This window comes from Halobiforma lacisalsi AJ5 (assembly GCF_000226975.2).
Classification (GTDB): Archaea; Halobacteriota; Halobacteria; order Halobacteriales; family Natrialbaceae; genus Natronobacterium; species Natronobacterium lacisalsi.
On sequence record NZ_CP019285.1, the window covers coordinates 3,301,288 to 3,321,250 of the forward strand.

Consider the following 19,963-nt stretch of genomic DNA (forward strand, 5'->3'; position numbering starts at 1 on the left):
CGGACCGACCGTCACCCGCTTCGCTGCGTATCGACCAGTTCTACGGTGACCTCGAGATCGGTCCCGGTGGCTTCTTCCAGTCGCTCCCTGACGCGGTCGGCGAAGTCCGCGGATTCGGCCTCACCGGCCGGCCGCTCGACGAGGACGGTCACCGACGGGGGGTCGTCCCTGTAGACGTCGATGAGTTCGTAGTCGACGCCGACCTCCTGGAACCGGAACGCCTCGAATGCCGGATCGTCGCTCATCGACTCGAGTTCGGTCCGGACCTCGTGTTCGATCGCGGCGGTCTGGTAGGTGCCGTAGGTGACGCCGCCGAGTACGAGCGAGAGGACGGCGATCGCGACCAACAACACGACGACCCGCGAGCGGAGGCGGTCGTAGACGCGGTCGATCCGTTCGGTCCGTTCCGGACGGTAGCCGACGCCCCACAGCAACAGGAGTGCGGTGAGGTTGATCGAGAGCAGGTTGACGAGGACCAGGGTCCCGGCAGTCACGACGACCGTCGGGTGCCACCAGGCGATTCCGAGCCCGACCGTCGCAGCCGGTGGAACGAGCGCGACCGCGATCGCGACGCCGACGAGCACCGATCCGACGTTCCGAACGAGGCTAACGACGCCTGCAACCCCGGAACCGAGTGCGAGAAACAGCGCGATCACGTTCGGCGTGATCCGCTCTCGCACCTGGGGGACAGCGGTGATGTCGAACCCTGGCGGGAGCAACACGGTTCCCCGGAGCAGCCAGCCGAGAAAGGCGGCCGTTGCGACCGTCGCCGCCAGCCCGGCGACCTGCAGGACGACCCCGCGGGCCGCGAGTTCGTCGTCGTCGACCACGACGCCGACACTGGCGGCCAGTGCCGGTCCCATCAGCGGCGCGACGACCATCGCCCCGATGATCGTCGCCGCGGAGTCGAGCAACAGCCCGGCCGTCGCGATGATCGTGCTCACCACCAGCAGGATGAAGTACGTCGACGCGGCCGGCGCGAGTTCCCGCGCTCGAGCCTCGAGTTCCTCGCGGGAAATTCTGGTTCCGGTGCCGTCGTCGATCTCGGGCGTCCGCTCGGAGATAATCGCCTCCGCGGCGGTGACGACGGTGTATGACGATTCCGGGAGTCCGGCGGTACGAAACGCCGCCAGGAGCGGTTCGACGGCATCGGGCGGGACGGGGATCGAGACGAGCGCCTCGAACTCGCCGTGACTCGCCGCTTCGGACACGGCGTAGTCGACGCCAGCTTCGTCGGCCGTCTCGAGGACGACCTCGAGCTGTCCCCGCGGAACGAACACCTGGACGAGACGCATATCGCCCGTACGACGGGGAAGGAGGAAAAGCGTCCCCAGGTCCCTGGGCCGTCGAGAACGTTCAGGACCGGCGGCGACTCCGAGTGAAGTACCCCCGTCCGGGACACGGTGGCGCGGGAAACTCGCGCTGTTTTCCGTTTAGAACCGCTGCCGGCCCTCGTCGGTCACCACGCTCTCGAGCAGGTCGACCGGCGTCGCGTCGTAGGCCGGATTCTCCACGTCGAACCCCTCCGCGGGTTCGGGCATCACCTCGGTGCCGGAGCGGAACTCGGTCTCGAAGACGAACCCCTCGCTGACGATCTTCGAGGCCGACCCCACTACGGTGACGGGAACGTCGACCTGTGCCGCGCTCGCGGCGATGGGGAAGGTCCCGACCCGGTTGTAGAGGGTGTCCTCGACGATGCAGTCCATCCCGACGAGCACGCGGTCGCACTCGGCGAGGTAGTGGCCGTGGGCGCTGTCGGTGATCAGCGTGGGGTCGACGCCCTCGAGATCCGCGAGCGTGCGGGCGGTTTTCCGACCGATGTAGCGGGGTCGGGCCTCGGTGACGTAGACGTCGAAGGTCTTGCCCGCGTCGGTCGCCAACTCGAGGGCCTCGATGACCGTCGAGGAGTAGTCGTGGGTCAACAACGTCGCGCCGTCCTCGAGGAGGTCGACGGCGTTTTCGGCGGCCAGGCGCTTGCCGGACTCGACCCGCGAGACGACGGCGTCGATGCGGTCCCGGGTAAGCTCCTTCGCCTCGTCGACGCTGTCGGGGTCGGCCTCGGCGACGTCCTCGACGACGTCACGGACGGCGTTTTGTAGCGACGCGTGGGAGGGGTTGGCCCGCCGGAGCACGGAGCCGTTGCGCTCGAGGGCGCGGACGTACTCGTCGACGGTGGCGAACTCCCGCTCGGTCAGCTCCTCTAAGGCGCGGGTCGCGTTGACGGCGACCACCGAGGAGCTGTGGGTCTGCATCTCCTGGATCTCCTCGACCGTCTCGTCGATCATACCTGAATCGATTCCCGTCAGGGAGAAAGGTGTTCCGGGAGTTGTCAGCGGCTCGAACCCCACCCTCGCTGGAAGCAACAGTATCCGTTAGGCTTTGTCCGTAGTCTTCGTGAGGCCGTACTCTAACTCCAACCTTCCGTCGGCCATACCGTCCACCCCACCGGACTTCGCGGAAAGTTGGTCCAGTGCCTACGACGCTGTTTGACGGTGAGTGAGGTGCTATTTTTGTTGGCGGTATGCTGACGTTGCCAATAGTGACGCCGAAATGGAAGAGATCAGCGGTTTCTTCTCTCAGATACGTTCTAACGTTGTAGATTTCTTCGCCGACTTGCTATAGGTGTCTGTTTAAGTGAATGATTGATAGTAGTGATATGCAGAAATAATCTTTCTCCCTCGGACGGTCAGTTGGCCCGTCGAGCGATCTAGTTTCATCCCCCTGAATGAAGAAGAAGCTACTGTTACGACGAGCTAAATCAGTCGTCGAATCGAAGGTCCGCCGCAACCCCCCGTTCGATCTCCTCGATCACTGGTTGAGGACCTTATCGAACTGGTCGTGGTCGGTGACGGGACAGACTCACTCCCTATGTGGGCGTAGGCTTTGATGTGAAACTCTCCATCGCATTCGAGCGGGCGGTGCCCGCTCGTTCGTCCGCGGAACATTGCTACCTGTTATACAGATAGACCGGCTCCTATCGCTCAGTACTTGCCAGTCGATCGTTTGAGCATCTACGAGTCGTAGTATCTGCTAAGTCGTTGTAGACGTTCGAGTAGGTGACTTCGCGTTCTTCGAAGTAGGTGGTGAATTTCTAAAGAGTGATGACCTGAAACAAGTAGGGATCGTAGAGAGCCGGGAACTCACGGAAGACTGAGACGACATAACCCAGTCCAGTCCTCTGTGAAATCATGCTCAGAGAATTCTACTCAGCATCTGTTTTGGTCTAATTCAGTCCGATACTCTCCGTCTTCTTCCCAAATTTCAGCAGTTAGTTTTTGCTCCTCACAATCAGTTTCAATAAATGGATAATTCTCACTAACAAGATTCCCATTGATATTCACTGATACGGAATATTTTCCATGCGGGACAACGTTTTCAATGCGCCTTCGAGTGTTTGGCTCAAGCTCATAATTTTCGCATAGGACTAGTTGATCAGATAATGTTTGAAACTTTATCTGAAACGTGATATAATCACTAGTCACATTTGCAAGATAAATATCAACATTTTCATTACGCCTTAACTTCATACAACCTGAGAAGGTAAATAATACTCCTGAGTACGAACTGATCAGTAACTTCCGTCGTTTCATTCTCAGTTATTTCAACACATAGATTAGTGCTTCATGACTTAAAATAGTATGGTTTTTACACTAATTTATAATCTTAATAAATTTGGTAGTATTTATTTCACGGGATTAATTGTATATATGATCAAAACTATCGTAATTCTAATTATAACTCGTATAATATCATCCAAATTCCTGATCAATTCCTACCATTTGGGTCTGGTTAGCACCATAACTTGTATTTCTTGCAATCTAACTATATTAGATATTCTGGGATCTAAATGCTCGAGGAACTCTATTTTCCATATCAAATGTATTACTAGAACTGATGGTTCAATTTACTATAGTTACGTCCAAGTGAGCGTGTATATGCGATATGAAAAATATAGATGCCCTCGAAACCTATCTCCGTCTAATGACTGCTACCGTCCGATACACTTGCCCTCACTGTGGATCCGTCACGAGCATCGAACGGCCGCTCGACCTCGCGGATCGTTCGGTCACGAAACGCTCCCAGCCCGGCTGGGAGTACGCCGCCCCGGACGACCCCCTCGAGCAGCGAGAGGCCGCCGACGGCATCGCCTTCGTCTGCGGCGAGGACGGCCCCGTCACCGACCTCGAGGGCGCGCCCATCGAGGGCTGTGGCCGGCCGTTCTACCTCAACTTCGTCCGTTACGAGCAAGGGGTCGAACTCGAGCCGGATCCGCCGACCTACGGCGGGCCGCGGTTCGACTTCATGGGGTGACCGTGTCGAACGGCGGGCTCGAGGCTCGAGTGCCCTTCCGCCACGAAACTTATGCCGTGACCCGCGGACGTCGGCCCATGAGCGATCCGCTGCCCGAAGAGCGATCGTCGGAGCCGATCACGGTCGAGTCGCTGACGACGGATCTCCGCGACCTCGGCGTGGCGGCCGGGGAGACGGTGCTGGTCCACGGTTCGCTGTCCTCCCTGGGGTGGGTCTGTGGTGGCGCTCCTGCCGTGGTCGACGCCCTCCAGCGTGTCCTCGGAGAGGACGGTACGCTCGTGATGCCGACGCACTCGCCCGGCAACAGGGACCCGACCAACATGGGGAATCCACCGGTTCCCGACTCCTGGTACGATACGGTTCGAGAGGAGATGCCGCCGTACCGGCCCGCCGTGACGCCGACCCAGGGGATTGGCGCCATCGCCGAGTGCTTCCGATCCTACCCGGGCGTCCGCCGGAGCGCCCACCCGCAACACTCCTTCGCCGCGTGGGGGGCCGACGCCGAGTTCGTCACCGGGGATCATCCGTACGACTACTCGCTCGGCGAGTCGTCGCCGCTCGCCCGGGTCTACGACCTCGAGGGCCGAGTCCTGTTTCTGGGCACCACCCACGCGACGAACACTTCGCTCCACCTCGCGGAGTACCGCGCGGGCATCGACATCGAGCGGACGAGCCACGCGAGCGCGGTCCGCGTCGACGGCGACCGCGAGTGGGTCGAGTGGGAGGACCTCGACGTCGACGACGGCGACTTCCCGGACTGTGGCGAGGCCTTCGAGCGTGCGCACCCGGACGCCTTCGAGTCGGGGCAGGTCGGGGTCGGCGACGCGAAACTGCTCGATCAGCGCCCGCTCGTCGACTTCGCCGTCGACTGGTTCGAGGCGAACCGGGAGTAAGAGTAAGCGACCCTTCCCCGATCGATCGCTCTCCGGATCCGGCGCTCCCTCGAGACCCGCGGCGACGATCCTCTCCGGTGAACACAACCCTTTTCGACCGTCGGACGAACCTACCGACATGGACGAAGACGCCGTTCTCGACCTGCTCCGATCGGTCGAGGACCCGGAACTCGGCGACGACATCGTCTCGCTCGGGCTCGTCAACGACCTCACGGTCGAGGGCGACGAGGTCGACGTCGACCTCGCGCTCGGGGCCCCGTACTCGCCCACCGAATCCGACATCGCGGCGGAGGTCCGCGAGGTCCTGCTCGGGGAGGGCCTCGAGCCCGACCTCTCGGCGAGCATCGCGGACCGCGACGAGGGAAGCGACGAGGAAGCGGTCCTGCCGGGCGTCAAGAACGTCATCGCCGTCGCTTCCGGGAAGGGCGGGGTCGGCAAGTCGACCGTCGCGGTCAACCTCGCGGCCGGCCTCTCGCAACTCGGGGCGCGCGTCGGCCTCTTCGACGCCGACGTCTACGGCCCCAACGTGCCGCGGATGGTCGACGCCGACGAACCGCCGATGGCGACCGAAGAGGAGACGCTCGTCCCGCCGGAGAAGTACGGCGTGAAACTGATGAGTATGGCTTTCCTCACCGGCGAGGACGACCCCGTCATCTGGCGCGGTCCGATGGTCCACAAGGTGATCACCCAACTGACGGAGGACGTCGAGTGGGGCAACCTCGACTACCTCGTGGTCGACCTCCCGCCGGGCACCGGCGACACGCAACTGACGATGCTCCAGACGATGCCCGTCACGGGCGCGGTGATCGTCACGACGCCCCAGGACGTCGCCCTCGACGACGCCCGGAAGGGCCTCGAGATGTTCGCCAAACACGACACGGTCGTGCTGGGCATCGCCGAGAACATGTCGACGTTCGCCTGTCCCGACTGCGGGAGCGAACACGACATCTTCGACTCCGGCGGTGGCGAGGAGTTCGCCGACACCCACGAGATGCCGTTCCTGGGCTCGATCCCGCTCGATCCGGCCGTCCGCGAGGGCGGCGACGGCGGGGAGCCGACGGTGCTCGAGAGCGACGGGGACGACGGCAGCGAGGCCGGCGACGCGTTCCGGACGATCACCGAGAACGTCGCGAACAACGTCGGGATCGTTCACCGGCGCAACGTCTCCCGGGCGAGCGGCGGCGAACCGACGGCACCCGACCGCTAACCATGACTGGCGAACGTTCGTCCGAGGACGATGCCGAACCGACCTCGACCTCGACCCCGGCGGCCGACGGCGGCGGCGGCTACCAGCCCGAACCCGACCCCGAGCGCGTCGAGTTCCTCCGCGAAATCGCCGACGACGTCCGCGGCGAGACGGGCGAGAGCAAACAGCTCGCGAACATCCTCTATCGGACCAGCGACCTCTACGACGAGGACGAGGACACGACGCCCGAGGAGATCGTCCGCAACGTCAAGTTCATCCTCGAGGTCACGGAGCAAGGCGGTCTCGGTCGCTGAATCGCTCGGTTCCGGGCCGACGTCGCTCCCCCGTAACGGACCCCGTCGCCAGCCGCACTCCTTTTGCCCGCCGAACGCCGAGTCGAACGCGAACGTGGACGCGAACCAGCACACTCGAGCGAACCCGTACGGAATGGACGAGGACTGCCGGAACTGTCCGGCGCTCTGTGAGACTCGGGAGCAAATCGTACACGGTTACGGCGACGTCGGGGCCGACTTCCTGTTCGTCGGCGAGCGACCCACCGCGCGGGCCGACGCGGTCGGGGTTCCGTTTCTGTCGGAGGGCGACGGGGACGAGGCCGAGAACGAAAACGACGGCACCACGCTCCGGCGCATCCTCGAGCGACTCGCGCTCTGTGACGCCACCTCGCCCGCGGATCGCCCCGGCCTCGAGAACACCTACCTGACGAACCTGACGCGGTGTCGCGATCCCGAGCGCCCGCCGACCGACGAGGAGATCGGCAACTGCGAGCCTTTCCTCAACGCCGAGATCAGGTCGATCAACCCAGAGGTGCTCGTCCCGGTCGGCGAGCGAGCCCTCGAGGAACTCGGGACGGAGTACACGACGACCCCCGTCGAGGACCTCTCATTCCCCGACGCTCACGCGACGACCATCCGCGGGCGCGGGTTCGCCCTGGTGCCGATGATCGACCCCCGCGAGCAGAGCGACGCCCAGACGCAGGCGTGGCTCGAGCACTTCGCGGAGCTGATGGCGTCGGATTACCGACAGACGAAGGGGCGACGGGAACGGTAGGCGTCGATCGCCGTCCGACCGCTCACCAGTACGGGTTCTCCCGCCACCGCCTCGAGCGCGCGCCGACGAGGATCAACGTCCCGACGACGACGGCCGTGATCACCAGCACGCCCATCGACGGCGCGAACAGTTCGCCCGGATCCTCGAGCGCGAAGCCGGTGAGGAAGCCGTAGACGCCCAGCGCCGCGAGCGCGACGGCGACGAGCGTTCCGAGCAGTCCGGTGGTGGAGCGAGTACGGTCGTTCATACCGCGACCAACGGACGCGACGGGTATAATTTATTCGTCGGACCCGGGGTCGAAGCGGTGATTTGCGCGGAGCCGGGCTCGAAACCGGGACAGCGAAACGCCGAAACGCCGCGTTCAAGAGTCGGGCCGACGGAGGAACGGACATGATCGTCGTCCTGCCGGTCGATCCGCCGCGGGGAGGGCTGGTCCTGCCGGAACTCGTCGAACGAACGCCGCTCTCGGCGGCCAACGCCGTCGCCCTCTACGAGGCGGCCGTCTCGGACACGGTTCGGGCGGCCGCCGACAGCGGCGGCGAGGTGCTGATCAACTACCGCGATGCCGAGACGCTCCCCGTCGAGTACGTCGGTGATGACCGTCCGAATCCCGAATCCGAGATCCGTGACCTCGTCGCCGACGCCCTCGAGGACGCCACGGGCGACCTCGAGGACGTCCGGTTCGAACGTCAGGTCGGCTCGACCCGCTCGGCGCGGGCCGGGAACACGGTCACGCACCTCCTCGAGCGCGAGGAGGCCGGCAGCGCAGGGATACTGGAGCCGACCGCCCCCGCAGTGGGACGCTCGGAGATCGACGGCGCGGCGATGGCCCTGCGCCGCCACGACGTCGTGCTCGGCCCGTCCTCCGGCGGGCACACGTACCTGGCTGCCTTCGGGGTCGCGGAACCGATCGACTTCACGGATGCGTACGCGCCGCCGTCGCACGCGACGCTCGCGAACCGAACGGGGGAGGCGGGGCTCGATCTCGGCTTCGCGCCGATGGTCCCGACAGTGGCGACCCCCTCGGGACTCGCGGCGACGACGGCCACCCTCGAGGCTCGCGCGGTCGCCGGGCGGCTAACGGCGACCGCGACGAAGGCGACGCTCGAGGAACTCGGGGTGACCGTCGGGGACGGAGACGAGATCGAACTCGCGGACGAAGGCGACGGGTGACTCGGACGACCGAGACCGAACTCGAGACCGATAACCCTTTTTGAGCGGACCGGGTAAGCGGACGTGAGGTGGGGTGGCAGAGCGGCCTAACGCGCCTGCCTTGAGAGCAGGTGGCTGTCAAGCCTCATGGGTTCGAATCCCATCCCCACCGTTGCTCTCGCGAACAAATTCGTGAGCAACAGCGACATCGATGGGAGTTGAACTAGGGAAGTCCCAGCCCCAGCCTCAGCCCCCGGACCGTTGTCACGTCGTTCGAATCCCATCCCTTCTCCCTCACCCACCGCCAATCCGCATGACGAGTCCGGTAGCGGGGCTCACACCTCGTCGCGATCCGTGAACGTGTAGCGACGGGCGATGGCGTCCCCTGCTGGGGTCAACTCGTGGAAGTCCGCGAACCCGAACTCGACCGTCTCGTCGCCCTGCCGGCCGGAAAAGGTGCCACGGACCGCGACCGTCAGGCCGCCGACGCCCTCCTCGCGGTCGACGACCAGGTCGTGTACCTCGTGGCTCCCCTCCTCGAGCGGCCGTTCCGCCTCGTAGAACCGCCGCAGCGCCTCGCGGCCCTCGATCGCACCCTGTCCGGGACGTTCGTACCGAACGTCGTCGGTGAAGAGTGCGACGAGGTCGTCGTATTCGTCGGCGTCCACGAGGTCGTAGTACTCCCTGACGAGCGCTTCCGGATCGCGTCCCGTGTCGGTATCTGCCATACCGACGTGTACGTGACCGATCACAAAACGGTCATGGTCGACGGCCGATTCAGCCGGTAGTCGCTTCGGTGGCGATCTGCTACAGGTTCTGTTACCGGTAGGACAACTCGAGTTCGAGCGCCCGTTCGAGCAGGTCCTCGTCGTAGTAGTCGGCCGTCTGCTCGGGTCGGGTCGCGTCGATCGCCCGCACCTGCTCGACGGTGTTTTTGAAGTTCTTGAACGTGGCCTCGTCGACCATCTGACCGTCCAGGGTCACAGCGCCGGTTCCCTCCCGCTTGGCGGCGTTGAACCGCTCGATCTTGCTCACGTCGCGCTCGAGTTCCTCGGGCGTGGGCATGTGAACCGTGTTCGCCTGGATCGTCTGTTTCGGATACAGCGACCAGGAGCCGTCGAGGCCGATCCGGGCCTCGTACTCGATCTGGTCGGCGTACTCCTCGGCGTTGTAGTAGGTCAGCCCGGCACGTTCCGTGAACAGGTCGTCGAACGGACCGCCGATCGCGAGCAGGCCCGCCGCGCTGGCCTCGTTCGACAGCGCCTCGAGCAGGCCGTCCCAGCGGGGCATCCCGTCGCCGAGGTCGCGGCCGCCGAGTTCCGCGGCGTAGTCGACGGGGCCGAAGACCAGTGCAGTGAGTCGCGAATCCGCGCCGAACATCGCGATCTCGCGCAGATCCGACCGGGCCCGGCCGGTCTCGACGATGATCGAGAGGCCGATCGAGCCGTCCGCGTAGCCGTGTTCGCGCTCGGCCTCGGCGACGGCCTCCGCGGCGCGTTCGACGTCCCCGAGGCGGCCGACCTTGGGGACGACGACGCCCTCTATGTCGTCGCCCAGTTCGGCGACGAGCCGGTCGATCTGCTCCCGGCCTTTCTCGCGGAACGACTCGTCCTCGTAGCTCCACTCGACGCGGGGCCAGATCTCCCCCGGGAACTCGTACTCGGGCACCTTCTCGATCGTGTTCTCGAGCCCCTCGGCTTTCATATCGGGCGCGGTGCCGTCCTCGAGGTCGGGCACGAGCCAGTCGGGGGCCTGGAACCCCTCGGCCTCGAGGCCGGAGACGAGGTACTTCGCCGAGTCGTCTTTCGGAACGGCGGCCGGTGCGGTCTGGAACGTACGGCAGAGTCGGATGTCGTCGGTCATGGTATCGGTGAGCGTTGTGTGTCTGTGTTGAGTATCAGTTCGGTCGCTTGCGAATCTCCGCGGTTCTGGTCCCCGAGTAGACGGGGTCGTCGTCCTGGTTGAAGGCGATGTGCTCGAACCGGACGGTGCCGGCCCGGTCCGACCGCGAGGCGTCGTCCTCGGCCTCGAGGACGCGCGTGAACGCGTAGACGGTATCGCCCGGCGTCACGAAGGTGTGGAACTGTTCGTCGTCGAAGCCGACCTCGCGCCAGGTCCGTTCGTCCGAACGGGCGTGACCCAGCGCGGTCGAGCGGGTGACGTCGCCGTAGGTGACGATGTCGCCCGACGGCGCCTCGGCCATGACGTCGGCGTTGTGGTGCTGTTTGGCCGTGTTGAGCGTCGCGAGCGGGAGCGAGGCGACGGTGACGTCGTCCTGCGTGCGGCCCCGCTCGTGGCGATAGGCGACGGCGGCATCCCGATCCGCGGCGTCCTCGAGCGCGGCGACGAAGTCCTCGAAGTAGCCACCTTCGGGGACGAGCAACTCCTCTGGAAGGTCTGGACCGTCGCCGTCTTCCTCGGTAGCGGTAGCCCCGCTCCCGTCGGTCGCGACGGGTTCCCGGCGCGGGATCATGTTCGTCCGCTCGTAGGCACACAGGGTCTCGCCCGTCTCGGCGTCCGTCCCGCGGGTGCGCCAGGTGACGATCCCGTACTCGGGCCGGGAACTCGAGGCCGACGTGCTGACGACCTCGCTTTCGACGCGGAGTTCGGTGCCGGGCGAGACCGGCGTGCCGGGGAACCTGACGTCGGTCCGGCCGAGGAAGTAGCCGCCTTTCTCGCTCAAATCCTCGACGGTGATCCCGAGGGTCGCGGCCGTGAGGTAGTCGGGGTGGATCGGCGGTTCGTCGAACCCGCGTTCCCGGGCCGCGTCCCCCCGCCAGTAGGCCGGGTCGTGGTTCAGCGTCTGGCTCATCCACTCCTCGTTGCCCCAGCGGGAAAGGGTGAGTCCGGGGTCGTGCTCGAGGACGTCGCCCTCCGCGAAGTCCTCGAAGCAGTTGCCTTTCTCCCGGGTTTCCGCGCGCTCGAGCGCCTGTGCGAACGTATCTGGGTCTGTCCAGTCGGTCATGTCGGTCTCAGTCGTCTGCGGTGAGTTCGTCGGTCGTCGTGTCGGTTCGTCCCGCCCGCGCCCGCCGTGCGAGCGTCCGGCGCATCTCGTTTTCGACGATCATGAACCCCTCGTCGAACCCCATGCCGGGTTTCGCCAGCACCTGCGCCGCGTCGGTCGCGAGCGCGACGTGGGCACAGGCCCGGGCCGAGGTCGCCGTCTCGTTGCAGGTGCCCCCGAGGTAGGCGCGGGTGTCGGTCCCCTCGCAGTACCGGACGGCCTGGCCGCTGCGGTGGATCCCGCCGAGGTCCGGCGTCTTGACCTGGACGACGTCGGCCGCGCCGGCGTCGACGAACGCACACACGTCGTCGAAGGTGTTGCACCACTCGTCGGCCACGAGGTCGACGTCGACGCCCGCGTCGGCCAGCCCCTCGCGCAACTCGACCATCGCCGCGATCTGGTCCGCCCGATCGCCGACGTCCATCGGCCCCTCGATCTGGAGCGGATAGGGGGCGGCGGCCTCCTCGAGCGCCCGGAAGTAGTCGATCACCTCCTCGCGGTCGTACGGCGCGCCGAAGATCTCGCCGATCATCCCGTAGACGTCGATGTGGAATCGGGGCTCGTACCCCTCGGGGCCGAGTTCCTCCGAGCGTTCGACCAGCCACTCGACGTACTCGAGCAGCGTCCCGCCGTTTTCGCCGATCTTCTCGACGCTGTTGATAAGCCCGTGAGGGAGGACGGGGACGCCCTTGACGAACATCTTCTCGGCGTTCGCGTAGCGGTCGTCGCCCGACTGGCCGAAGACCGGCACCGGCTCCGTCGCGGGCTCGGTGCCGAGCGCGTTCGCGAGAACGTCGGTTTTCGTCGTTCCCGCGGCCTCGGCGGCCGCCCCGAGCAGTGCCTGCGAGACGCCGTACCGGATCGCCGTGTGGAGGCGGTCGCCCTCGACCGTCATCTCCTCGAGCGCGTCGGCGTTCGCGAGGAACTCCGTCGCGTCCCGGCCCTCGAGTTCGTCCGCGACAGGACCTTCGACGACGGGGGCGTACTCCGCGGGCTGGAAGAGCGGATCCCGGCCGCCGGCACCGGAGTACTGGACCGCCGCGCAGTCGCCGCGGACGACGCGGCCGTCCGCGAGTTCGACGTCGACGACGAGGCTCTCGCCGGCCTGTCGGATCTCCTCGAAGCCGTCCGTGACGGGCGCTCCCTCGTAGGTGAACCCATCCTGGCGGGCCCCCTGCTTGATCGCGCGCTGGTCGTCGAAGAAGAATCCTGCGTAGCCGGGCGTCGCGTGGACCCCGGTGATCTCCGTCCCCGTCATCAGGCTCCCTCCTGGGACTGGGTGGACCGCGGTCGGCCGATGAGCTTCCCGTCGCTGATCGCGTCGACGTCGTCGGCGACCATCCGGAACGACTGGTCGCGCCCCTCGGTGTCGGCGCGCCGCGAGAGCCGGGCCTTGTGGATCTCCTTGATGTCGTCGTCCATCTCGAGGTCGGCCCACTCGAAGATGCGAACCCGGCCGTCGTCGTCCCGGGCGGGGAGGACCGCACCCTTCGCGCTGTCGCTCGGGGCGAAGGGGACGTCGAGCGCCCCGGAGTCGAAGGCGTTGATCGTCCCCTGGACGACGTCGCCGTCGCCGTGCTCGTGGATCGTTTCCATGAGACAGCGGGTCTCGCGTTCGATCAACTCCTGTTCCTCCTGAATGCCGTCGATATCGATGTTCTGCTCGATAGCCATGTCGATGACCTGTCTCGTTGTCCGCAGTCCGGAGGCGTTGGCCTCCTTGGTCGGCACGCCCTGGAACTCCTGGGGAGACTTGGTGATGACCTTGTCCGGCCGGGCGATCGCGGCGGTCATCCCGCCCAGCCCGATCACGCCGTTCGCGCGGGCCTCGTCGGGCGGGAAGCCGCCCATCCACTCGTGGAAGACCGTCGTGACGACGACCTCGTCCGGCAGGTACTCGTCCCCGAGCTTCTGGAGGGCGTTCAGGGCGGCCACGTCCTGCACGACGTTGCCGACCTGGCCGTACCCCAGCGTGATCGAGCGCACGCCCTGGGTAGCCGCGAGCTTGCCCTCGACTAGCATGATCGCGATGGCGATCGAGGGCGGCACCAGCGTCCCAGTGAGCGGGCCGAACGGCTCGCGGTTGATCCGCACGCCCCGCTCGGTGTAGGCCCCGGCCAGCCGATCGACGAACTGCCAGCGCTCGATCGTCTCCTCGAGACCGTGGCGCTTGGTGTAGGGAATGTTGTACGAGATCGGCCCGCCCTCGAAGCTCTGGAAGCCGCCCGCGAAGGTGATCGCCGCGAGCAGGCGGGCGTCGGGCGTGCCGTGACGCACCTCGATCGGGGCGTCGATCGCCTCGATCAACTGCCGGCAGCCGTCGACGCCGTGGTTGACCGCAGGGAAGCCGTTGAGCGTGTCCTCGCCCGTCTCGCGTGCCTTCTCGAGGCCCTCCTGGGCCTTCCCGTACTCGTTGTCGCGCGTGTACGAGTCGATGGTCGTCGGGAGGAGATCGGCCTGCCCCTCCCGGTGGAGGTACTCCAGCAGCTCGATCTGGTCGTCGAGCCTGGGAACGCCGGCCCGCGGCTGCAAGAGCGGTTTGTCGGCCGACTCGAGGACGTCGGCGAACCGCTTGTGATCGGGGAGCGATTCGTGGTAGGAGATCGCTTCCTCGAAGTCGACCTCGCTCCCGGTTTCCCAGTTCGATCGGATTTCGTCGTCGATACGCCGTAGCTCGTCGGAGGGAATGCGTTCGTCACGTATCATTTAGGAACTGATAGAAACACGCTCCGATTCGGTGGGGGTGATCTCGAGATCCTGCCGGAGGGCAGCGATCGCCTCCTCGGGATCGGTCTCCGAGTCGAAGACCCGGTCGAACCCGAGCTCGCGGAATGTGCGTCGGGTCTGCTCGAAGTCGTCCTGCCCGACCGCGAGGTTGCCGCCGATGTAGGTGACGGCGTCGACGCCCGCTTCCTCGAGCACCTGGTGGAAGCCCTGGCAGTCTTGCTCGGCGTGTCCGTAGAGCGAAGAGACCAGTACGGCCCCGGCGTCGTGATCTGCCGCTGCCTCCGCGAACTGCTCCTGGGAGGTCTGGACGCCGAGGTTGACGACGTCGAAGCCGGCCGCACTGAACGCCTGCTCTAGGATCGTGATGCCGACGACGTGAGCGTCCGAGCCGATCACGCCGAGGACAACCGTTTGGGACATCGTGTTCCCAATCATGAGAAACGGGGCTATAAACTTAATGATCTTCCATGATAATATTCCTTAATGATGTTTGAGGGGTGGGCGTGTGATACCGTCACAACATCATTATCGATAGTAAAGGTTTTTGACGCCAGTTCGCATCACCCCTTCGCATGGGTGCGCTTTCGAACCTGCGCGTGCTGGACCTGACGCAGGTGCTCGCCGGACCGTACTGTACGATGTTGCTCGCGGACATGGGCGCGGACGTAGTCAAGATCGAGCGCCCCGGCGGCGACCTGATTCGGTCGAACCCGCCGTTCGTCGACGACGCCGAGACGGAGGCCTACGGCGGCTACTTCCAGAGCGTGAACCGGGGGAAGCGAAGCATCGAACTCGACTTCGGCGACGACGAGGACCGCGCGGACTTCCTCTCGCTCGTCGAGGAGGCCGACGTCGTCGTCGAAAACTACCGCTCGGGAACGATGGCGAAGTACGACCTCGAGTACGAGACGCTCCGCGAGCACAACCCACAGCTCATCTACTCCTCGATCCGCGGCTTTGGCGACCCACGGACCGGCGAGACGCACCGACAGGGCCAGCCCTCCTTCGACCTCATCGCGCAGGCGCTGGGCGGCGTCATGGAGATCACGGGGTCGGCCGATGGCCCGCCGACGAAGGTCGGTCCCGGAGTCGGCGACCTCTTCACCGCGACGCTGAACTGTATCGGCATCCTCGCGGCCGTCAACCACCGCGAACAGACCGGCGAGGGCCAGTACGTCGACACCGGGATGTACGACGCAATGGTCAGCCTCACCGAACGCGCGATCTACCAGCAGTCCTACACCGGCGAGGCGCCCACGCGCCGCGGGAACTCCCACCCGACCCTGTTCCCCTACGACGCCTTCGAGACCGCCGACGGCTACGCCGTGATCGCCGCCTTCGGCACCAACCACTGGCGGGAAGTCTGTGCCGCCATGGGTCGTGAAGACCTCGCCGAGGAGTACCCGGACCGCGCCTCCCGACTCGAGCACCGCGACTACCTGCGCGAGCAGATCGCCGACTGGACCCTCGAGCGGACGACCGACGACCTCGTCGACGCGCTCGAGGGCCGTGTCCCGGTCGCGCCGGTCCAGAACACGGAAGACATCTTCGCGGACCCGCACGTCCACGCGCGGGACATGCTGGTGCCGGTGGAGCAGCCGGGGACGGACGCGGAGGTCGAGATCGCGGGTTCGCCGATCAAGATGACGGAGACGCCGCCGGAGCCACGGGGACGTGCGCCCCTCCTGGACGAGCACCGCGAGGAAGTGCTGGGCGAGGAAGCGGAGACGCCGGCCGACGACTGATACGGGGTCGTTCGAATCGACTGATGATCGCCTTTTCACGTCGCTGAATCCCTTCTCCGGGGAAGTCTGCGTCTCGGATTCTCCGCTCGAGGTACCGACACTGTCAGGCGGTCAACGTCTCGGACGCGACGACCGTTCCGGCGTCGGTGTCCGTCACGAGTATCTCGATCTCGTCTCCCGACTCGAGGTCCGTAGTGCTCGGGCCGTGGTTCACCCTGAACTCGACGACGGACCCGGAGTTCCACCGTGGCGGGTCGTCGCTCGAGTCGACGATAACGCCGCCGGCACAGCCGCTCTGATCGATCACGTCGGTGTCGCCGTCGACGTGGTCGTCGTCGAGACTCGAGTCCTCCGAGGGAAGATTCGTCAGCGTCGCTTCCATCTCGCCGCCCCGGATCCGCACCGTGACCTCCATATCGGTGACGTTGACGGGATCGCCGGCCACGTGGCGTAACCTGACCACTTCCCCGTCACAGCTCGCCGCGCCCGAGAGCGTAAAGGTCGCATCCGCCGTCGCTCCGGCGACGGGTCCCGGTTCGGACGGCGTCCCCCCGAGCGAAAACACGAATACGCCGACGGAGCCGGCCAGGATCACGGTGATCGCGACCAGCAACACGACGCCGACGACCGAACTCGTCCCCCGGTGGTTCATTGCCCTTTCTCGGGATGGGAACGACCGTACGAAAAAGATCCGGTGTGGTTCCCGCAGGCTCGAACCGGTCGCCGATGGCCACCAAGAGTAACCCTTTTGCAACACCCCTGCACACGTTCGAGTATGAGCAACGAGTGGCCAGTCGATCCCGACGGCGAGGAGGGCAGCGAGGGGATGCGCAAGTACGACATGCGTATCATCGCGGACAAGGTCGACGAGGAGGAGGACTTCCCGCTCGACGTCGCGGAGTTCGTCGACGAGTACGGCGACTACCCGATCCGCATCAACCACGAGACGGTCGTCGCGATGAGTGAGATCTTCGAGTACATCGACGACGACGAGTTCGAGGAGATCGTCGACATGCACAAGGCCGTCGGGGCGGCCATGCGCGAGGGGGACTTCTGGACGTACCACCCGCAGGGCGAGGATCCCGAGAAGGTCCACGCGTAACGCCCGCGATCGCCGACACGACCGCTCCTCCTGGCGCATCACGAATCTGGATTACGTATCACTTATACGACGGCGTTCGAAAGAATCGCTCACCGTGACAAATACGCAGGTTACGCTCGTCCAGATCGACAACTACGGTCCGTGGACGGTGACGCCGGAGCCCCGTCGGGAAGCCGATCTCCAGACGCTGCAGTCGCGACTTTTCGCCGACATCTCGCAGTTCGTCGGCGCTCGAGGCGGCTACGTCTTTTTCACCCGCTTCGACAACATGATCGCCGTCACCAACGGCCTCTCGATGACCGACCACGAACTGTTACAGGAGTCAGTCGGAAACCGCTACCCCGTCACGCTCAGCCTCGGCGTCGCCACCGGCACCGACCCGGTTCACGCGCTGTCGGACGCGACCGAGCGGCTGCAGGAGGCCGGGAGCGCCCAGGACGAAGACCGACGCGAGTGTCTCGAGGGCCGGGCCATCGAGGAGGCCCACCGAACCGCCGACGACGTCCAGATCGCCCACTTCGACGTGATCAACGCGACCGGCAACTACACGGACGAACTCAACGCCTTCGACACGTTCATCGAGATCGAACAGGGGTACGCCGAACTCATGCGGCACATGCGGTACGCCCACGACAGCCTCTCGTTTTTCGTCGGTGGCGACAACGTGATCGTCGTCTGTCCAGACCTCGAGGAGGCCGACTACGAGGAGGCGATCCACCACGTCGAGAACGCCGTCGACGTCAGCCTCCAGGTCGGCGTCGGCCGCGGCGAGACAGCCCACGACGCCGGCTTCGCGGCGAAACACGCCCTCGAGACCTGTCGTGCCGACGGGACCCGGGTCGAACTCGAGTGGTAGACCCGCTCCGCCGGGATGCCCTTTTATACTGACGCAGTCGGTTCCGACGTCCCCGTTTCGGGGGAAATCACCCGAACGGAGAAACTTCGTCAGCGACGCGCTTAAGCGTGGCGGAGGTAGTTTTTAGCCCGTCTGCGATCATTGTTCGAGTATGGAATCGGAACTGTCGGTCAAGGAGGTCCTGACGACCGAATACGTCGGGGTCAGTGAATCGGACTCCGTCCAGGGTGCCGTCAAACTCATGCGCGAGGAACGGGCGGGCGCGGTGCTCGTCGTTCGGGGGACGGACCCGGTCGGAATCATGACCGAATGGGACGTCCTCGGACTGGTCGCCGAGGAGCACGACCCCGCCGAAACGACGGTCGGCGAAGTAATGACGACGCCGGTAATCTCCGTCTCGTCGGATCGGTCGCTCTCCGACGCGGCCAACCTGATGGCCCGGGAGAACATCCGCAACGTCGTCGTCGAGGACGAAACCGACGGCGAGGTTCTCGGCCTCGTCACCCAGCGAGACGTCATCGCTGCGGCGGGATCGTTCCAGGGGACGGTGACGCCACCGCGATCGACCGACCCCGGCACCGGTGCCGGAACGAACCCGGGGACCGCCGTGACCGGCTCCGAGACAGGGGCCGAAGGGGAACCGATATCGGACGACCTGGCCCGAGAGCCCCCGCTCGGGACCGAGGAGGGCGAGTCATCGGTCCTGCCCAACGGCGGTGACGAGTACTCCACGCAGGGCGTCTGCGAGGCCTGTGGTTCGCTCGCTGATTCGTTGTGGGAGTCGAACGGCCAGCTCGTCTGTTCGGACTGCCGGACGGTCTGACCGACGGGTTCGCCGTCGGCCGCACACGACCCCGCACTCCTTCCGACACCGCGATTCTCCCTCGTTCCGTCCCATCGATCTTCGTCCGGAAGAGACCAGTATCGATGATAGTCAGACTGGCCGACCGATACGATAAAAAGACCTTTCGGGTGCGGCAGTGGATGTGAGCGACAATGATCGACACCGTCGATGCCCCGGACGCCGAGGAGACTACCGTTCGTGTCCGTCCGATCGAGGAGGGAAACGCGTCGCCGTCGCTCGAGGCGACGGACGCAAACCGATGAGACGATGACATCGGACTCGGCGGAGGACGAGGACAAGGACGGGGACCAGAACGAGGACGAGAACGGGGAGGATAACATGGACTCGAGCATCGAAATCGAACCCGCGACGACCGCCGACATCGACGCCATCACCGAACTGTGGGTGCGGCTGGCTCGCGACCAGCGCCGCCACGAATCCGCGGTTCGTGCCGAGCCGAACCGCGACGTGATGCGGGAGACGCTCGCGGCCCACTGTACCGCGGGTGGGCTCCTCGTCGCGCGAATAAACGGCGACATCGCGGGGTTCGCCTCTTTCTCGATCGAACACGGGACCCTCGAACTCGACACCGACCGGGGAACGCTCACGAACCTCTACGTCGAACCACCCTACCGTGACCGGGGGATCGGGACGGCGCTGCTCGAGGCCGCCGAACGCAGACTCGCCGAGCAGGGCATCGAGGTGATGACACTCGAGGTGATGGCCGAGAACGACGCTGCTCGCCGGTTCTACCGGGAACAGGGATACGACCCGTTCCGGGTCGGAATGCAGCGTTCGCTCGACGACCGGTCGGAAAACGACACACACTCAAAGGAGGACGGGTAACTGCAGCATGTCTCGCGCCAGGGGAGCATGGGCGGTTCATGCACTCGACTTGTAATCGAGATTTCGTGGGTTCAAATCCCACCCCTGGCTTCCTTCCCGAACCTGGTCTTTTACCGATTGGTCTCGAGACTCCAGTAACGCGCGCGCGCAGTTTTACTCCCCAAACCCCGGTGGTGCGAGACCGGGGTCAAAAGAGTCACGTCCCACAGAGTTCGGAAGGGTGGAGATG

Annotated in this window: 22 protein-coding genes and 2 tRNA genes; 13 read left to right on the plus strand and 11 right to left on the minus strand. The window is 65.2% G+C overall.

Annotated elements, in window-relative coordinates:
• Positions 1–11: 11 nt before the first annotated feature.
• From CHINAEXTREME_RS16015 to CHINAEXTREME_RS21700, 3 genes are all read right to left on the minus strand, one after another.
• A complete protein-coding gene (locus CHINAEXTREME_RS16015) occupies positions 12–1,295 on the minus strand; it encodes a TIGR00341 family protein (protein ID WP_007142829.1) in 1,284 nt (427 codons plus the stop codon).
• Positions 1,296–1,433: 138 nt separating this feature from the next.
• A complete protein-coding gene (locus tag CHINAEXTREME_RS16020) occupies positions 1,434–2,285 on the minus strand; it encodes a translation initiation factor eIF-2B (protein ID WP_007142830.1) in 852 nt (283 codons plus the stop codon).
• Between the two features lie 921 nt (positions 2,286–3,206).
• Complete coding sequence (locus CHINAEXTREME_RS21700) at positions 3,207–3,590, minus strand: hypothetical protein (protein ID WP_162276104.1); 384 nt, start codon at positions 3,588–3,590, stop codon at positions 3,207–3,209.
• A gap of 391 nt (positions 3,591–3,981) precedes the next feature.
• Here CHINAEXTREME_RS21700 and CHINAEXTREME_RS16025 point away from each other — a divergent pair, with 391 nt between their 5' ends.
• The 5 genes from CHINAEXTREME_RS16025 (at position 3,982) to CHINAEXTREME_RS16045 (ending at position 7,458) form a co-directional block, all read left to right on the plus strand.
• Entirely contained in the window at positions 3,982–4,311 is a 330-nt protein-coding gene (locus CHINAEXTREME_RS16025; RefSeq protein WP_007142831.1) for a hypothetical protein, read from the plus strand.
• A gap of 77 nt (positions 4,312–4,388) precedes the next feature.
• Positions 4,389–5,204 (plus strand): aminoglycoside N(3)-acetyltransferase, encoded by an 816-nt coding sequence (locus CHINAEXTREME_RS16030; protein ID WP_007142832.1) that lies wholly within the window; start codon positions 4,389–4,391, stop codon positions 5,202–5,204.
• 118 nt (positions 5,205–5,322) lie between these two features.
• Positions 5,323–6,411, plus strand: a complete 1,089-nt coding sequence (locus CHINAEXTREME_RS16035) for an Mrp/NBP35 family ATP-binding protein (RefSeq protein WP_007142833.1) — start codon at positions 5,323–5,325, stop codon at positions 6,409–6,411.
• A gap of 2 nt (positions 6,412–6,413) precedes the next feature.
• Positions 6,414–6,704, plus strand: a complete 291-nt coding sequence (locus CHINAEXTREME_RS16040; RefSeq protein WP_007142834.1) for a hypothetical protein — start codon at positions 6,414–6,416, stop codon at positions 6,702–6,704.
• Positions 6,705–6,837: 133 nt separating this feature from the next.
• Positions 6,838–7,458 (plus strand): uracil-DNA glycosylase, encoded by a 621-nt coding sequence (locus CHINAEXTREME_RS16045; protein WP_007142835.1) that lies wholly within the window; start codon positions 6,838–6,840, stop codon positions 7,456–7,458.
• 22 nt (positions 7,459–7,480) lie between these two features.
• On the opposite strand, the gene CHINAEXTREME_RS16050 is transcribed toward CHINAEXTREME_RS16045, so the two are convergent.
• Entirely contained in the window at positions 7,481–7,705 is a 225-nt protein-coding gene (locus CHINAEXTREME_RS16050; RefSeq protein ID WP_007142836.1) for a hypothetical protein, read from the minus strand.
• Positions 7,706–7,848: 143 nt separating this feature from the next.
• Here CHINAEXTREME_RS16050 and CHINAEXTREME_RS16055 point away from each other — a divergent pair, with 143 nt between their 5' ends.
• Both CHINAEXTREME_RS16055 and CHINAEXTREME_RS16060 read left to right on the plus strand, forming a co-directional pair.
• Positions 7,849–8,631 carry a glycosyltransferase family protein gene (locus tag CHINAEXTREME_RS16055; RefSeq protein WP_029601704.1) on the plus strand — a complete coding sequence of 261 codons (783 nt, stop codon included), beginning with the start codon at positions 7,849–7,851 and terminating at the stop codon, positions 8,629–8,631.
• Positions 8,632–8,698: 67 nt separating this feature from the next.
• Positions 8,699–8,782 (plus strand) — tRNA-Ser (locus tag CHINAEXTREME_RS16060).
• 163 nt (positions 8,783–8,945) lie between these two features.
• Here the strand turns inward: CHINAEXTREME_RS16060 and CHINAEXTREME_RS16065 are convergent.
• The 6 genes from CHINAEXTREME_RS16065 to glmS all read right to left on the minus strand — a co-directional run bounded on the left by CHINAEXTREME_RS16065 (position 8,946) and on the right by glmS (position 14,776).
• The gene (locus CHINAEXTREME_RS16065; protein WP_010546817.1) at positions 8,946–9,338 is read right to left on the minus strand and encodes a nuclear transport factor 2 family protein; all 393 of its coding nucleotides are present in this window, start codon (positions 9,336–9,338) and stop codon (positions 8,946–8,948) included.
• A 91-nt stretch (positions 9,339–9,429) separates the two neighbouring features.
• Entirely contained in the window at positions 9,430–10,473 is a 1,044-nt protein-coding gene (gene citE, locus CHINAEXTREME_RS16070; protein ID WP_007142839.1) for an L-malyl-CoA/beta-methylmalyl-CoA lyase, read from the minus strand.
• A gap of 34 nt (positions 10,474–10,507) precedes the next feature.
• Positions 10,508–11,575 (minus strand): 2-methylfumaryl-CoA hydratase, encoded by a 1,068-nt coding sequence (mch, locus tag CHINAEXTREME_RS16075; RefSeq protein WP_007142840.1) that lies wholly within the window; start codon positions 11,573–11,575, stop codon positions 10,508–10,510.
• A gap of 7 nt (positions 11,576–11,582) precedes the next feature.
• A complete protein-coding gene (locus tag CHINAEXTREME_RS16080; protein ID WP_007142841.1) occupies positions 11,583–12,872 on the minus strand; it encodes a methylaspartate ammonia-lyase in 1,290 nt (429 codons plus the stop codon).
• Positions 12,872–14,320, minus strand: coding sequence for a methylaspartate mutase subunit E (locus CHINAEXTREME_RS16085; RefSeq protein WP_007142842.1), 1,449 nt, complete (start codon positions 14,318–14,320; stop codon positions 12,872–12,874). Before CHINAEXTREME_RS16085 ends, CHINAEXTREME_RS16080 begins: the two co-directional genes overlap by 1 nt.
• Positions 14,321–14,776, minus strand: a complete 456-nt coding sequence (gene glmS / locus CHINAEXTREME_RS16090) for a methylaspartate mutase subunit S (RefSeq protein WP_010546818.1) — start codon at positions 14,774–14,776, stop codon at positions 14,321–14,323.
• A gap of 137 nt (positions 14,777–14,913) precedes the next feature.
• Between glmS and mct the strand changes: the two genes are divergently transcribed.
• Complete coding sequence (gene mct / locus CHINAEXTREME_RS16095; RefSeq protein WP_007142844.1) at positions 14,914–16,086, plus strand: succinyl-CoA:mesaconate CoA-transferase; 1,173 nt, start codon at positions 14,914–14,916, stop codon at positions 16,084–16,086.
• Between the two features lie 103 nt (positions 16,087–16,189).
• Here the strand turns inward: mct and CHINAEXTREME_RS16100 are convergent, their stop codons facing one another.
• Entirely contained in the window at positions 16,190–16,738 is a 549-nt protein-coding gene (locus CHINAEXTREME_RS16100; protein WP_007142845.1) for a type IV pilin, read from the minus strand.
• A 123-nt stretch (positions 16,739–16,861) separates the two neighbouring features.
• On the opposite strand from CHINAEXTREME_RS16100, the gene CHINAEXTREME_RS16105 reads away from it, so the two are divergent.
• From CHINAEXTREME_RS16105 to CHINAEXTREME_RS16125, 5 genes are all read left to right on the plus strand, one after another.
• Positions 16,862–17,188, plus strand: a complete 327-nt coding sequence (locus CHINAEXTREME_RS16105; protein ID WP_007142846.1) for a DUF5785 family protein — start codon at positions 16,862–16,864, stop codon at positions 17,186–17,188.
• 94 nt (positions 17,189–17,282) lie between these two features.
• On the plus strand, positions 17,283–18,044 hold the full coding sequence (locus tag CHINAEXTREME_RS16110) for a GTP cyclohydrolase III (protein ID WP_007142847.1): 762 nt from the start codon (positions 17,283–17,285) through the stop codon (positions 18,042–18,044).
• A 151-nt stretch (positions 18,045–18,195) separates the two neighbouring features.
• On the plus strand, positions 18,196–18,867 hold the full coding sequence (locus CHINAEXTREME_RS16115; protein ID WP_007142848.1) for a CBS domain-containing protein: 672 nt from the start codon (positions 18,196–18,198) through the stop codon (positions 18,865–18,867).
• A gap of 288 nt (positions 18,868–19,155) precedes the next feature.
• Positions 19,156–19,734, plus strand: coding sequence for a GNAT family N-acetyltransferase (locus CHINAEXTREME_RS16120; protein ID WP_007142849.1), 579 nt, complete (start codon positions 19,156–19,158; stop codon positions 19,732–19,734).
• Between the two features lie 16 nt (positions 19,735–19,750).
• Positions 19,751–19,824: transfer RNA gene (locus CHINAEXTREME_RS16125), tRNA-Thr, on the plus strand.
• Positions 19,825–19,963 lie beyond the last annotated feature (139 nt).

Bases quoted from the DNA above. Each gene is read 5' to 3' on its own strand.
- CHINAEXTREME_RS16015 (WP_007142829.1), bottom strand. From the start codon at position 1,295: ATGCGTCTCGTCCAGGTGTTCGTTCCGCGGGGACAGCTCGAGGTCGTC.
- CHINAEXTREME_RS16020 (WP_007142830.1), bottom strand. From the start codon at position 2,285: ATGATCGACGAGACGGTCGAGGAGATCCAGGAGATGCAGACCCACAGC.
- CHINAEXTREME_RS21700 (WP_162276104.1), bottom strand. From the start codon at position 3,590: ATGAAACGACGGAAGTTACTGATCAGTTCGTACTCAGGAGTATTATTT.
- CHINAEXTREME_RS16025 (WP_007142831.1), top strand. From the start codon at position 3,982: ATGACTGCTACCGTCCGATACACTTGCCCTCACTGTGGATCCGTCACG.
- CHINAEXTREME_RS16030 (WP_007142832.1), top strand. From the start codon at position 4,389: ATGAGCGATCCGCTGCCCGAAGAGCGATCGTCGGAGCCGATCACGGTC.
- CHINAEXTREME_RS16035 (WP_007142833.1), top strand. From the start codon at position 5,323: ATGGACGAAGACGCCGTTCTCGACCTGCTCCGATCGGTCGAGGACCCG.
- CHINAEXTREME_RS16040 (WP_007142834.1), top strand. From the start codon at position 6,414: ATGACTGGCGAACGTTCGTCCGAGGACGATGCCGAACCGACCTCGACC.
- CHINAEXTREME_RS16045 (WP_007142835.1), top strand. From the start codon at position 6,838: ATGGACGAGGACTGCCGGAACTGTCCGGCGCTCTGTGAGACTCGGGAG.
- CHINAEXTREME_RS16050 (WP_007142836.1), bottom strand. From the start codon at position 7,705: ATGAACGACCGTACTCGCTCCACCACCGGACTGCTCGGAACGCTCGTC.
- CHINAEXTREME_RS16055 (WP_029601704.1), top strand. From the start codon at position 7,849: ATGATCGTCGTCCTGCCGGTCGATCCGCCGCGGGGAGGGCTGGTCCTG.
- CHINAEXTREME_RS16065 (WP_010546817.1), bottom strand. From the start codon at position 9,338: ATGGCAGATACCGACACGGGACGCGATCCGGAAGCGCTCGTCAGGGAG.
- citE (WP_007142839.1), bottom strand. From the start codon at position 10,473: ATGACCGACGACATCCGACTCTGCCGTACGTTCCAGACCGCACCGGCC.
- mch (WP_007142840.1), bottom strand. From the start codon at position 11,575: ATGACCGACTGGACAGACCCAGATACGTTCGCACAGGCGCTCGAGCGC.
- CHINAEXTREME_RS16080 (WP_007142841.1), bottom strand. From the start codon at position 12,872: ATGACGGGGACGGAGATCACCGGGGTCCACGCGACGCCCGGCTACGCA.
- CHINAEXTREME_RS16085 (WP_007142842.1), bottom strand. From the start codon at position 14,320: ATGATACGTGACGAACGCATTCCCTCCGACGAGCTACGGCGTATCGAC.
- glmS (WP_010546818.1), bottom strand. From the start codon at position 14,776: ATGATTGGGAACACGATGTCCCAAACGGTTGTCCTCGGCGTGATCGGC.
- mct (WP_007142844.1), top strand. From the start codon at position 14,914: ATGGGTGCGCTTTCGAACCTGCGCGTGCTGGACCTGACGCAGGTGCTC.
- CHINAEXTREME_RS16100 (WP_007142845.1), bottom strand. From the start codon at position 16,738: ATGAACCACCGGGGGACGAGTTCGGTCGTCGGCGTCGTGTTGCTGGTC.
- CHINAEXTREME_RS16105 (WP_007142846.1), top strand. From the start codon at position 16,862: ATGAGCAACGAGTGGCCAGTCGATCCCGACGGCGAGGAGGGCAGCGAG.
- CHINAEXTREME_RS16115 (WP_007142848.1), top strand. From the start codon at position 18,196: ATGGAATCGGAACTGTCGGTCAAGGAGGTCCTGACGACCGAATACGTC.
- CHINAEXTREME_RS16120 (WP_007142849.1), top strand. From the start codon at position 19,156: ATGACATCGGACTCGGCGGAGGACGAGGACAAGGACGGGGACCAGAAC.